The organism is Saccharopolyspora sp. NPDC003752 (assembly GCF_053605825.1).
Genome location: NZ_JBSGJZ010000006.1, coordinates 178811 through 190899, shown reverse-complemented (window position 1 = coordinate 190899; position 12089 = coordinate 178811). Strand labels below are relative to the sequence as shown.

9 protein-coding genes, 2 tRNA genes and 1 other RNA gene are annotated in these 12089 nt (G+C 71.5%); 3 read left to right on the top strand and 9 right to left on the bottom strand.

Annotation, left to right across the window (positions count from 1 at the left end; translation table 11 throughout):
- Positions 1–251: 251 nt before the first annotated feature.
- Together recR and ACWEV3_RS10550 are read right to left on the bottom strand one after the other, a co-directional pair.
- Positions 252–848: a recombination mediator RecR gene (gene recR / locus ACWEV3_RS10555; RefSeq protein WP_132479088.1), complete on the bottom strand. Its 597-nt coding sequence runs from the start codon at positions 846–848 to the stop codon at positions 252–254.
- 89 nt (positions 849–937) lie between these two features.
- A complete protein-coding gene (locus ACWEV3_RS10550) occupies positions 938–1261 on the bottom strand; it encodes a YbaB/EbfC family nucleoid-associated protein (protein ID WP_452613714.1) in 324 nt (107 codons plus the stop codon).
- Between the two features lie 158 nt (positions 1262–1419).
- Between ACWEV3_RS10550 and ACWEV3_RS10545 the strand changes: the two genes are divergently transcribed.
- A complete protein-coding gene (locus ACWEV3_RS10545; RefSeq protein WP_452613596.1) occupies positions 1420–3225 on the top strand; it encodes an alpha/beta fold hydrolase in 1806 nt (601 codons plus the stop codon).
- A gap of 223 nt (positions 3226–3448) precedes the next feature.
- Here ACWEV3_RS10545 and ACWEV3_RS10540 read toward each other — a convergent pair whose 3' ends face one another.
- Together ACWEV3_RS10540 and ffs are read right to left on the bottom strand one after the other, a co-directional pair.
- Positions 3449–5668: a DNA polymerase III subunit gamma and tau gene (locus ACWEV3_RS10540; protein ID WP_452613595.1), complete on the bottom strand. Its 2220-nt coding sequence runs from the start codon at positions 5666–5668 to the stop codon at positions 3449–3451.
- A 67-nt stretch (positions 5669–5735) separates the two neighbouring features.
- Positions 5736–5830: signal recognition particle sRNA small type (gene ffs, locus ACWEV3_RS10535), an RNA gene on the bottom strand.
- Positions 5831–6120: 290 nt separating this feature from the next.
- Here ffs and ACWEV3_RS10530 point away from each other — a divergent pair.
- Together ACWEV3_RS10530 and ACWEV3_RS10525 are read left to right on the top strand one after the other, a co-directional pair.
- Positions 6121–6206, top strand: a tRNA-Ser gene (locus ACWEV3_RS10530).
- A 109-nt stretch (positions 6207–6315) separates the two neighbouring features.
- The gene (locus ACWEV3_RS10525; protein WP_452613594.1) at positions 6316–7677 is read left to right on the top strand and encodes an FAD-binding oxidoreductase; all 1362 of its coding nucleotides are present in this window, start codon (positions 6316–6318) and stop codon (positions 7675–7677) included.
- Positions 7678–7833: 156 nt separating this feature from the next.
- On the opposite strand, the gene ACWEV3_RS10520 is transcribed toward ACWEV3_RS10525, so the two are convergent.
- From ACWEV3_RS10520 to ACWEV3_RS10500, 5 genes are all read right to left on the bottom strand, one after another.
- A complete protein-coding gene (locus ACWEV3_RS10520; RefSeq protein ID WP_452613593.1) occupies positions 7834–9621 on the bottom strand; it encodes an endonuclease/exonuclease/phosphatase family protein in 1788 nt (595 codons plus the stop codon).
- A 576-nt stretch (positions 9622–10197) separates the two neighbouring features.
- A tRNA-Ser gene (locus ACWEV3_RS10515) sits at positions 10198–10283 on the bottom strand.
- A 43-nt stretch (positions 10284–10326) separates the two neighbouring features.
- Positions 10327–10887 carry an RNA polymerase sigma factor gene (locus tag ACWEV3_RS10510; protein ID WP_452613592.1) on the bottom strand — a complete coding sequence of 187 codons (561 nt, stop codon included), beginning with the start codon at positions 10885–10887 and terminating at the stop codon, positions 10327–10329.
- A gap of 137 nt (positions 10888–11024) precedes the next feature.
- Complete coding sequence (locus tag ACWEV3_RS10505; protein ID WP_452613591.1) at positions 11025–11501, bottom strand: nucleoside deaminase; 477 nt, start codon at positions 11499–11501, stop codon at positions 11025–11027.
- Positions 11498–11986: a tRNA adenosine deaminase-associated protein gene (locus tag ACWEV3_RS10500; protein ID WP_452613590.1), complete on the bottom strand. Its 489-nt coding sequence runs from the start codon at positions 11984–11986 to the stop codon at positions 11498–11500. The genes ACWEV3_RS10505 and ACWEV3_RS10500 overlap by 4 nt, the downstream gene beginning before the upstream one ends.
- Positions 11987–12089: the final 103 nt, after the last annotated feature.

Below are 12089 nucleotides of genomic sequence, written 5' to 3'. Positions count from 1 at the left end.
CCCAGGTGGGCGAGGGTGCTGGGCCTCTCGGACGCTCCGGAAGAACAGTCGGACAACCCGTGAATACCGGTAAAAATTGCGGAAAATTCTGGCTCTGACAACAGATTCTGGCGATGCCCTGACACGTCCGGCGGTACCGCTCGCGGCCAGTCTTCACCGCACCGAGGCAGACGCAAAAAGCTCGTGAGTGCTTTGGATCGCCATGGCGGTCCAAAGCACTCACGAGCTCGAAAAGCGTCGTCCCGTGGCGGCTACATCGCGCGGCGGCCGGAGAGGGCCCGCCCCAGCGTCAGCTCATCGGCGAACTCCAGGTCACCACCCATCGGCAGGCCGGACGCCAGCCGCGTGACCGAGAGGCCGGGGAAGTCGCGCAGCATCCGCACCAGGTAGGTCGCGGTCGCCTCGCCCTCGGTGTTCGGGTCCGTCGCGATGATCACCTCGGCGATGTCGTCCTGCCCGATGCGGGCCAGCAGCTCGCGCACCCGCAGCTGGTCCGGTCCCACGCCGGAAAGCGGATCCAGCGCGCCGCCGAGCACGTGGTAGCGCCCCTTGAACTCGCGCGTGCGCTCGATCGCCAGCACGTCCTTGGGCTCCTCGACGACGCACACCAACGTCTTGTCGCGCCGGGCATCCCGGCAGATGCGGCAGGTCGTCTCCTCCGAGACGTTGCCGCAGACGTCGCAGAACACCACGCCTTCCTTGACCTTCTGCAGGACCTCCTGCAGCCGGGTCACGTCCGCGGGCTCGGCCGCGAGCAGGTGGAAGGCGATGCGCTGCGCGCTCTTCGGACCGATGCCCGGCAGCCTGCCGAGCTCATCGATCAAATCCTGAACGGGACCTTCGTACACTTATCGCTCGTTTCCAGGGGTTCGGCGCAGTTTCAATTGAAACCGCACTCCCCGCCGACGACGGTGCGCGGTTCCCGTCGAAACCGCGATCACATGCCCGGCAGGCTGAGACCGCCGAGGCCACCGCCGCCCAGCGCACCGGTGAGCGGGCCCATCTTCTCGGCCTGCAGCTCCTGCGCGGCCCGGTTGGCGTCGCGCACCGCCGCGACCACCAGGTCGGCCAGCGTCTCGGTGTCCTCCGGGTCGGCCGCCTTCGGGTCGATCGACAGCCCCTTCAGCTCGCCCGAACCGCTGACGGTCGCCGTGACCAGGCCGCCACCGGCGCTCCCGGTGACCTCCGCGGCGGCGAGCTCCTGCTGCGCAGTCATCAGCTGCTGCTGCATCTTCTGCGCCTGTTCCATGATCTGCTGCATGTTCGGCTGCCCACCTGGCTGCACCGTGATCCTCCTCCGGCTGGCGCGTGCACGTACCCCGATTCGGGCTACGCCACCAGCCTAGAGAATGCGCGGCCCGCTCTGCCTGGCGGTCCGCGCCCCTGGGCGGCGGGGGCGAAGCGTGACAGGGTGATCGCATGGCGGTGGACATCGTGCGGTTGCTCGAACTGACCAGCTGGCGGGCCTTCGACGTGGCCGACACCGGCCGGGTCCTGGCGGGCTCCGACGAATCCGGATCCACCCAGCTCGTCGAGCTCGCCGACGGCGAGCCCACCCCGCTGACCGCCCTGCCGGGCGCGGTCACCGGCCGCTACCTGCCCGGCGAACGCGCCGTGGTCGTGCAGCACGACACCGACGGCAACGAGCGCGGCCAGCTTTCCCTGCTGCGCCTGGACGAACCGCGCCTCCGCCCGGCGCGGCTGCACGACCTGCAGCCGCTGGTCCGCGACCCGGCGCACGTGCACCGGCTGCTCGACGTCCTGCCCGGCCGGATCGTCTACGCGACCAACCGCCGCAACGGCGTGGACTTCGACGTGGTGATCCGCCACGTCGAGACCGGTGCGGAGGCGATCGCCTACGACCAGGGCGGCATGGTCCTGGAGGCGACGGCCTCCCCGGACGGCCGCCACCTGGCGCTGACCGTGCCCGCCGACCGCGCGATGTCCGACCGGCTGCTCCTGGTCGACACCGCAACCCGCGAAGTGCAGGCGCTGACCGGGCGCGACGAGCCCGCGCGACACGGCCAGCTCGGCTGGCTGCCCGACGGGCTGGTCGTCACCACCGACGCCGACCGGGACCGCGCCGGGATCGCGCGCATCGACCCGCGCACCGGCGCCCGGCGCTGGCTGGTGACCTCCGACGAGCACGACCTCACCGGCTGGCTCTCGCCGGACGGTTCGACACTGCTGGTGCAGGCGAACGACGACGGCGCCAGCAGGCTGGCGCTGCACGACGCCGCCACCGGCGACCTGCTGCGGACGATCCGATTACCCGCCGACGGCTGGTGTTCGTACCCGCTGCCGGCCCCGACCTGGTCGCCGGACTCGCGGTTCGTCGCGCTGTCGTTCAGCGCCCCGGCGGTCCCCGGCGACGCACTGCTGGTGCACGCCGCGAACGGCGAGTGCGAGTCGCTGACCGGTTCCGCGGCGCAGCTCGACGGCCTGGTCGAACCGAGTTCGCACCGGGTGCCGGCCCGCGACGGCGAACAGGTGCCGTGCTTCGTCTTCGCCCCGCACGAGGCCGATCCGCGGCTGGCCGGATCGGCGGTGCTGATCGTCCACGGCGGCCCGGAGAGCCAGGCGTTGCGGGCGTTCAGCCCGATCGCCCAGGCCCTCGTCGCGCAGGGGCACACCGTGCTGGTGCCGAACGTCCGCGGCTCCACCGGCTACGGGAAGCGCTGGTACTCGGCGGATGACGGCCGCAACCGGCTGGAATCCGTGGCCGACCTCGGCGACCTGCACGACTGGCTGCCGTCGATCGGGCTGGACGCCGGGCGCGCGGCGCTGTGGGGCGGCTCGTACGGCGGCTACATGGTGCTCGCCGGGCTGGCGTTCCAGCCGGAGCGATGGGCGGCCGGGGTCGACATCGTCGGGATCTCGTCGCTGGTCACGTTCCTGGAGAACACCGCCGCGTACCGGCGAGCGCACCGCGAGCGCGAGTACGGCTCGCTCGCGGCGGACGCGGAATTCCTGCACTCGGCGTCGCCGCTGACCAGGGTCGCGTCCATCGCGGCGCCGCTGTTCGTGCTGCACGGCGCGAACGACCCGAGGGTGCCGCTGTCGGAGGCCCAGCAGATCGCGACTGCGGTCCGGGCGAACGACCTGGAGTGCGAGCTGCGGGTGTACGACGACGAAGGCCACGGCCTGGCCAAGCGCGCCAACCGCCTCGACGCCTACCCGAGAGCCCTCGAATTCCTGGCCCGCCACCTGGCGAAACAGGCCTGACCGCGCCGCGTTCGTCTTCGCTGGTGTGCCGCATTCCCGACTTTGCCCAAGGGGTCGTTTTCAGAACGGTGCGCGGGCGCGTCTGGGACATGGCCGTCCGGTGTGCAGGGCGCCGTTTTCGCGCGAAAGCGGCACCGGGAACCTTCGGGATCAGCCGGGCGGAGCCCCCGAATTCAGGCGAAATCGAAGGCTCCGAAAGCCGGGGGCCGCTCGACGGGGTGGTTCAGTCGTCGATCCGGCGGGCGCCGAGTTCTCGTTCGAAGAGCTCGACCGCCGCCGTTTCCGGGTCGCGGCCCACCTGGGCGTTGGCGTCCATCGGGGAGGACTCGGCGAGCATCTTCTCCGGGTCTTCCTCGTCATCGGAGACCGGCTCCGGCGGCCTGGGCGGCTCCGGAGGCGGCGGGACGTCGTCCGGCGGCGGGGGCTCGTCGTCCGGCGGCTCGGGCGGCGGCGGGATGTCGTCCGGTTCCGGCGGGCGCGGCACCGAGCCCTGGCGCGCGGGCGAACCCGCCTGCGGGCGAGCGGGATTCCGGCCGTTGGCCGCCTGGCCGGCCTGAGGATTCGCCGACTGGCCGTTCGTCGGGGCGGGCTCGCTCTGCTGGGTCGACCGGCGCTGCACCGGTTGCTTGGGCGCGGCGGGACGAGCCGCAGGCGGCGGCGCGGCACCGGCCTCGACGCACTGGATCTCCCACTCGCCGCCGACGACCTCGCGCAGCGCGTCCCGGACGAAGTCCAGCCGTCGCTGCTGGGCGAGCTGCTTGACCAGCCCGGAGGTGGGCATCGACAGCACCAGCGTGTTGTCGCCGCTGAGGTCCTGAACCACGGCGTTGAGCAGCAGCGCCTGCGTCGGGCGATTCCGCGTCGCGACCGCCTGCAGCACCTTGGCCCACACCTGCCGCACCTTCGCCGCGTCGAACCCGGCCTGCGCCGGCGCGGCAGCCTCCGCCGCTGGCGCAGCGGCCGGACGCGGCTCCGCCGCTGGCGCGGCCGGACGCGGCTCCGCCGCTGGTGGCGGAGCCTGCTCGGCCGCCGGAGGCGGCGTCGCAGGCGCGGGGGCAGCCGCCTTCGGCGGTGTCACCGGCCGCTCCGCCGACACGGGCTGCTCCGCCGCTGCGGGCGCCGGACGCGCTGGCGCCTCCGGCTGCTGCGCTACGGCTGCCTCCTGCGCTGCGCGCTCGTGCGGCCGCTGGAAGACGCGCTTCGGCCGCGCGTCGCCGTCCGCCACCGGCGCGGTGGCGGCAGGAGCAGCAGCCTGGGCGGCAGGGGCTCCCTCGCCCGGCGCGATGGTCATGCGGCTCTCGACGCGCTCAAGCCGTTGCAGCAGCGCGACTTCCGAGTCCGATGCGGTCGGCAGGAGCATCCGCGCGCAGAGCAGTTCCAGCAGCAGCCGGGGCGCGGTGGCTCCGCGCATCTCGGAAAGTCCAGTGTGGACGATCTCGGCGAACCGGGAAAGCGTTGCCGCGCCGAGCTGTTCGGCCTGGGTCTGCATCCGGGCGAGCTCGTCGCCCGCGGCGTCCACCAGTCCGCGCTGGGCGGCGTCCGGCACCGAGTTGAGCAGCACCAGGTCGCGCAGCCGGTCGAGCAGGTCGGAGCCGAACCGGCGCGGGTCGTGCCCGGCCTCGACCAGCCGGTCGACCGTGCCGTACACGGCGGCGCCGTCGCCGGCCGCGAGCGCGTCGACCATGTCGTCGATCAGCGCGACGTCGGTGACCCCGAGCAGCGCCACCGCGCGCTCGTAGGTGACGCCTTCGGGCCCCGCCCCGGCGAGCAGCTGGTCGAGCACGCTGAGCGTGTCGCGGGCGGACCCGCCACCGGCCCGGATCACCAGCGGGAACACCGCGGGCTCGACCTGCACGCCCTCGTCGCGGCAGATCCGCTCGACCAGGTCGCGCATCACGCCCGGCGGCATCAGCCGGAACGGGTAGTGGTGGGTCCGGGACCGGATGGTGGTGAGCACCTTGTCCGGCTCGGTCGTGGCGAAGACGAAGATCAGGTGTTCCGGCGGTTCCTCGACGATCTTCAGCAGGGCGTTGAAGCCCTGCGTGGTGACCATGTGGGCCTCGTCGATGATGAAGATCCGGTACCGCGACTGGGCGGGCGCGAAGAAGGCGCGGTCGCGCAGTTCGCGGGTGTCGTCGACGCCACCGTGGCTGGCCGCGTCGAGCTCGACGACGTCGACGCTGCCGCCGCCTTCGGGCGCGAGCGAGACGCACGAGTCGCATTCCCCGCACGGGTCGGGGGTCGGGCCCTGCGCGCAGTTCAGCGAGCGGGCGAGGATGCGAGCGCTGGAGGTCTTGCCGCAACCGCGCGGCCCGGAGAACAGGTAGGCGTGGTTGACACGGCCGGCGGCCAGCGCGGTCCGCAGCGGGTCGGTGACGTGGTCCTGCCCGACGACCTCAGCGAAGGTCGCCGGCCTGTACTTGCGGTAAAGGGCGAGCGCCACGGACAAAACCCTACGCGGTGAGCCCGACAACCCGAACGCGGCCTGATCCGGAGGCCGACCGGGAAAAATAAGGGGACCCCGTGCACCCGCCAGAGCCCGCTTACCCTTGCTGCCTTCCGGCCCTGGGGGAGTTCACAGGATGGACGCCGCACGAGGTCCACGGACAGTGTACCCCGACGGTTCGGGCGAGTCGCAAAGCGCCCCCAACCCGGCCCGTACCAGGGCGATCGCCCCCGACCGGTCGATGACGAGGAAGCGCGGAAGGTCCTGGCCAACGCGGGCGAGCCCGCCGAAGCCACCGGCTACCGGCTGGAGATCTGGGCGAGCACCGGCGACGGTTCCACGCCTGTCCTCATCGACCCGGCACTGCGTCCTGGACCGGTCCGCGAGCCCGCAACGCCTGCCCAAACCCGGCACCAGGTGATCGACAGCGCCCTGCTAGGCTTCCGCACGGAGGATTGGCCGAGCGGCCTAAGGCGCACGATTGGAAATCGTGTTGGGTTAATAGCCCTCACGGGTTCGAATCCCGTATCCTCCGCTGGTCAGAGCCCTGGCCGCGGATTTCGCGGCCAGGGCTCTTTCGCGTTCCACAGGTCGTACGTCCCTGTCCGTTCTCGTCAGTTCGCCGCACCGTTGCGGTTGTGGGTATGACCGTCACGCAGTTGCAGGAGCTGGTTCGCGGGGCCGTGATCGACCGGGACGATCCCGGGTTCGACGAGGCCCGCCGCGTGTACAACGCCATGATCGACCGCCGCCCGCAGGTCGTTGTGCGGTGCCGCAACGCCGGGGACGTCGTCGCCGCCGTCGACTACGCGCGGGAGAACGGGCTCGACCTCGCCGTGCGCGGCGGCGGGCACAGCGTGCCCGGGTTCGGGACCTGCGACGACGGGGTCGTGATCGACCTGGCGCCGATGCGGGGCGTGCGCGTCGTTCCGGGTGCGCGGACCGTGCGGGCCGAAGGCGGCGCGACCTGGGGCGACGTCGATGCCGCGACTCATGCGTTCGGGCTCGCCACCACCGGCGGCATCATCTCCAGCACCGGCATCGGTGGGCTCACGCTCGGCGGCGGCATCGGGCACCTCGCCCGGGGTCAGGGTTTGACCTGCGACAACCTGATCTCCGCCGACGTCGTCACCGCCGGCGGCGAGCTGGTCGTGGCCGACGAGCAGCGGCACGCCGACCTGTTCTGGGCGCTGCGCGGTGGGGGCGGCAACTTCGGCGTCGTGACGTCGTTCGAGTACCGGCTCGCCCCGGTGCGCGACATCTACGGCGGCCTGATCTTCTTCGAGCTGGACCAGATCACGAACGTGCTGCGGGCCTACCGCGAGATCATCGCCGCCGCTCCGGAGCAGCTCAGCGCGTTCCCCGCCTTCCAGATCGCCCCGCCGCTGCCCTTCATCCCGGAGGAGCGGCACGGCGACACGCTGATCGCGATCGTCGCGTGCTGGGCCGGGCACGTCGATGCCGGGCCGGCCGTCGTCCAGCCGCTGCGCGACATCGCCCCGATCGTCGCCGAGCACCTCGGACCGATGCCATATCCCCTGCTCAACGGGGCTTTCGACGTGCTCGTCCCGCCCGGGCTGCAGCACTACTGGAAGGCGAACTTCGTCGTCGAGCTGACCGACGAGATGATCGCCGCGCACGTCGAGCACGGCCCGCGGGTGCCGGTGGTGAACTCGACCGTGCACATCTACCCGATCAACGGCGCCTGCCACCGGGTCGCGCCGGATGCCACCGCATTCGCCTACCGGGACGCGAACTTCGCGACGGTGATCGCCGGGATGTGGCCCGATCCGGCCGACAACCCGGCCAACATCGCCTGGGTGCGCGACTACTACGCCGCGACTTCACCGCACTCCGAGGCGGGCGGGTACGTCAACTTCATGGCCGGCGACGACCAGGACCGGATCAGGGCGAACTACCGGGGGAACTACGACCGGCTGGTCCAGGTGAAGAAGGCCTACGACCCGGACAACCTCTTCCACCTGAACCAGAACATCCGGCCTTGAAAAGCGTATTTCCGGGCTCGTTTTGCGTGGCGGTGCAGGTGGCGGCGCAAGCTGCGAGGGTGGGCTGAGCGGCTGCGCCGCTTCAAAGAAGAAAGAACAGATCGTGAGCGGTTTGTGTCGCTATGGCAGCACAAAACGCTCACGAGCACCGGAAGCTCAGAACCGCAGGCGGGCCACCTGGGGGTCGTGGTCGCTGGCCTGGTCGGCGAACTCCGCGTTGATGTGGACCACGTCGTACTCCGCCGTGATCGCCGGGCTCACCAGGATGTGGTCCAGCTGCTGGGAGTTGCCCTCGTAGACGTAGCTGTAGCGCTCGGCCGGCGGCAGCGAGTCGGCCAGCGGTACCAGCGCCCCGGTCAGCGGCGCCAGGGCCGGGGAGAAGCCGTAGTCGTTGAGGTCGCCGAGCACCACGATCCGGGCCTCGTCGTCGATGGCCCGCACCTCGTCGACGAAGCCGCGCACCGCCTGCGCCTGCTTCACCCGCTGCTCCTCCGAGACCCGCGCCGGCGGCTGGAACCGGCCGTGCAGCGGCTGGTCGCCGCCCTTGGAGGCGAAGTGGTTGGCCACCACGAACACCTGCTCACCGCGGAACAGGAACTCGCCCACCAGCGGCTTCCGGCTGTCCCGCCACGCCTCGTCGGCCGGGGCGATGCGCCCCGGCGAGGCGCTCAGCGCTAGCCGCGAGCCGTTCTCCACGGGGTGCACCGGCGTCGTCGCATCGCCACCCGGTCGGTCCACAAAGGACACCCGAGCCGGGTTGTACAGGAAGGCGACCCGGATGTTGCCGCCGGGCTGGCCGCCGTCGGCGTTGTTCTGCGGGTCGATCTGCCGCCACAGGTAGCGCGGTCCGCCCGCCGCCTCGATCGCGTCGGTGAACTCCCGCAGCGTCTCCTCCGCGGCCACCACGCCGTCGTCGGTCGGCCCGGAGTTGTCCTGGACTTCTTCCAGCGCAACGATGTCCGGCGCCGCGAGCCGGTCGACGACGCCTTCGGCGAGCCGGGCGAACTTGGCCGGATCGCTGCCCGCGGCGAGGTTCTCGACGTTGTACGTAGCGACCGCGAGCTCGCCGCGGCCCTGCGGCCGCGTCGTCTCCGGGTTCAGGCCGCCCGGCACGTGCTCGCCGAGCCGCGCGGCCTCCAGCACGTAACCGCCGAACCGGCTGTAGTCCAGCGGTCCTTCGGTGCCGCCGCGCAGCCGGTCGCCGACGTTCGCGGTGGGCAACGGCGCGTCCGTCAGGGACTCGACCTTGAGCCGGCCCGCGTTCGCATCGTCGTAGCCGGTGTAGGTGGTGCCGCCGCGGCCGTTCGCGTTCTGCTCTGGCTTGCTGGTGATCCACAGCGCGCGGTACGCGTCGGTCGGGCCGACCACGCGCGCGTCGTCCACGCGCAGCACCATGCCCTCGCGCGACTCGTAGTAGTCCAGCGCGAAGCGCTGCGGCTCCAGGTCCAGCTTGTCGATGTTGGCGTCCTGCGGCGCGAACTCCGCCGGGACCGTCTCCGGCCCGACCGCCTCGGACGGGACGCTCCCCTTGCCGGTGACCTGCCAGGTCGCGCCGGTGAGCTCGGTGACCGACTGGTTCGGCGTGGTCTCCGGCGTCTCGCCCGAGGCCACCGGGTAGTACTCCACGACCCGCCCGTCGACCGCGACCACGTCGCCGACAGCCACCTGCGGCGTCTGGTCGCCGGTGAACACGAACAGCCCCTCGCTGGTGCGCGGGTCCGCGTCGGGCGCGGTGTCCTGGAACCAGAAACCGCGGGCCTGGCCGAAGCCGCGCACCCCGGTGACCACGCCCGGCACCCCGGTCACCTGCCGGCCGGCCAGCGGCGAAACCCGCGTGGTGCCTTGGATGTCGTGGATCCGGACCTGCTGCTGCGCTACCGCGGTCGCCGCGGGCGCGATGGACAGCAGCACCCCGGTGGCGGCAAGCAGTGACGTGACGCGCACTTCGGCTTCCCCTCGCCAAGCGACATGATCGACGAGAAGTTACCCGCCCGAAGCGACGCGCGACACACGATCACGTGAACAAAGCCGAGCGGAACCCGCGCGACCGGCCGAACGCCGCAGCGCGAGAAGGGGCGACCACGAGCTCCTCCCCGACCTGACCAGCGGCGTGCAGGTGCTGCCGGAGCGGGTCGAGCTGACGGCGATCCCGGGCACGACGATCGGCACGTGCCCGGCCTGTCCGAACGCGACCTCGGCCCGGGCCGCGTCGGCCGACCCCCGCAGGTCTGCGGTGATAGTCGACGCTGGTGCCGAGCCTGCTGGCGAGACGGACGGGGCGGTGCGTCCCGCTTCCTGTTCGAGCCATTGCCCCAGGTCCTGGGCAGCCCAGGCGTGCTGTTCTCCGGCGACCGGATGGAGTGCCACCTGGTGAACGCGACGGCGTCGCGGAACCTCCGAGCCCTCCTCGCCCGCCGCGGCAGCCACCCGTGCAGGTCCAGACATCGGTGCCGCAGGTGGCCGCCCCTGGACGAAGCGAAGGGCCGGTCCCGCGGATCGCAGGACCGGCCCTTCGTCGAGCGGTAGCGGTGGGATTCGAACCCACGGAGGCTGTTAACCTCACACGCTTTCGAGGCGTGCTCCTTCGGCCGCTCGGACACGCTACCGCCGACTAGGCTACCGGTCCCCGATCCGACCCGGCACAGGGGGTCACCGCCAGGCGCGCATCCTGTCGGCGAGGCTGGCCCGGGCCCGCGACAGCCGGCCGCGAACGGCCTGCTCACCAGCGCCGACGCGCTGGCCGATCTCGCAGTAGGACAGGCCGTCGACCTCCGCGAGGACCCAGACATCGCGCTGCTTGGTCGGCAGGCCCGCGAGCGCGTGCCGCAGCGCCAGCACGCCCGCTCCCGCTTCCGCGGCTCGCTGCGGGTCGGCGATCACCGTGGCGGCTCCCACGGCGGCTCGGTGTTCTGGTAACGCATCGACCGGCTCGGTGCGGCGTATCCGCCGGCGGCGCAGCACGATCAAGCAATGTCGGCGCGCGATCTGGAACAGCCAGGTCCGCAGCGCGGCGGGCTCCAGGAGCTCACCGGCTCGTCGCCACGCCGTCATGAACACGTCTTGCACCACGTCCTCGGCCTCGGCCCGGTCTCCGAGCATCCGCAGCGACATCCCGAATATCCCGTCGGAGTACCGGCGCACGACCAGCTCGAAGGCACCGGTGTCCCCATTCGCGATGCGCGTGGCCAGAACTGCATCATTCGGCTCCACGTCACCCCTCTGCAACGCGATCAGTCCGCCCTAGTTGAAGGCGGACCGACCAATCGTCACAGCCCGCGATGACGATCACGGCGAAGACGGGGTCACCCGAATCGGTGGAATATGACGAAAGCTGTAACTCTCGGCTGCTAATCGCGATGCGAGGCGAAGAACTCCTCGAGCACCGCGGCGCACTCGTCCGCCAGCACCCCGCCGACGACCTCCGGCCGGTGGTTGAGCCGGCGATCACGCACCACGTCCCACAGCGAGCCGACCGCGCCGGTCCGCGGCTCCCACACGCCGAACACCACTCTGGCCACCCTGGCCAGCACCAATGCGCCCGCGCACATCGTGCAGGGCTCGACGGTGACCGCCAGCGTGCAGCCCTCCAGCCGCCAGCCATCGCCGTGCACGGCGGCAGCGGCGCGCAACGCGAGGATCTCCGCGTGCGCCGTGGGGTCCTGCAGCGCCTCGCGCTGGTTGTGCGCCCGCGCGAGGACCCGACCGGCCTGGTCGACCACGACCGCGCCGATCGGAACGTCCCCTGTGGATGGTGCTTCGGCGGCGACCCGCAGCGCGTCGCGCACCAGCTCGGCGTCGCCGGCGCGGACACCGGATGTGCTCACTGCTCCAGCTTCTCCAGCACCTTCGCGAAGTCGTCCCCGAAGCCGCAGCGCTGGGCGATCATCTCCAGCTGCTCGTCCGGGTAGAGGTCGACCTCTTCGATGATCACCAGCAACTCGCCCTCGGGCAGCCCGAGATCGGAGAGGATCGCGAGGTTGCCCTCCGGCCAGACCTCTTCGTCGTCCTCATCGGGCGGATCGATGCGCAGCAGGTCGAGGACGTCCGCCGCGATGTCGTAGTCCAGCGCCGCGGCCGCGTCCGACAGCAGCAGATCAACGCCGCCGGGCACCGGCCTGATCAGCACGAAGAACTCGTCGTCCACATTGCACATACCGAACACCGCGCCGGTGGAGCGCAGCTCGCGCAACGCCGTGATCGAGGCGTCGAGGCCGGTCAGCACCGTTTGGTCCATCGTGCTGCACCGCCACCGCCCGTCCTCCCGCACCACGGCGACGGCGAAGCCAGCGACCGGCTCCTGCACCGTCATGAGGACACCGTAGAGCGTACTAACGCCACCCGAAAGCACTATTGCGCGCTCGTAACCTTCCGGGCACCGATTCACGCTCAACCGGGTACGTGGCCGACGGAGA

Bases quoted from the DNA above. Each gene is read 5' to 3' on its own strand.
- ACWEV3_RS10525 (WP_452613594.1), top strand. From the start codon at position 6,316: ATGACCGTCACGCAGTTGCAGGAGCTGGTTCGCGGGGCCGTGATCGAC.
- ACWEV3_RS10545 (WP_452613596.1), top strand. From the start codon at position 1,420: ATGGCGGTGGACATCGTGCGGTTGCTCGAACTGACCAGCTGGCGGGCC.
- ACWEV3_RS10550 (WP_452613714.1), bottom strand. From the start codon at position 1,261: ATGCAGCAGATCATGGAACAGGCGCAGAAGATGCAGCAGCAGCTGATG.
- ACWEV3_RS10500 (WP_452613590.1), bottom strand. From the start codon at position 11,986: ATGACGGTGCAGGAGCCGGTCGCTGGCTTCGCCGTCGCCGTGGTGCGG.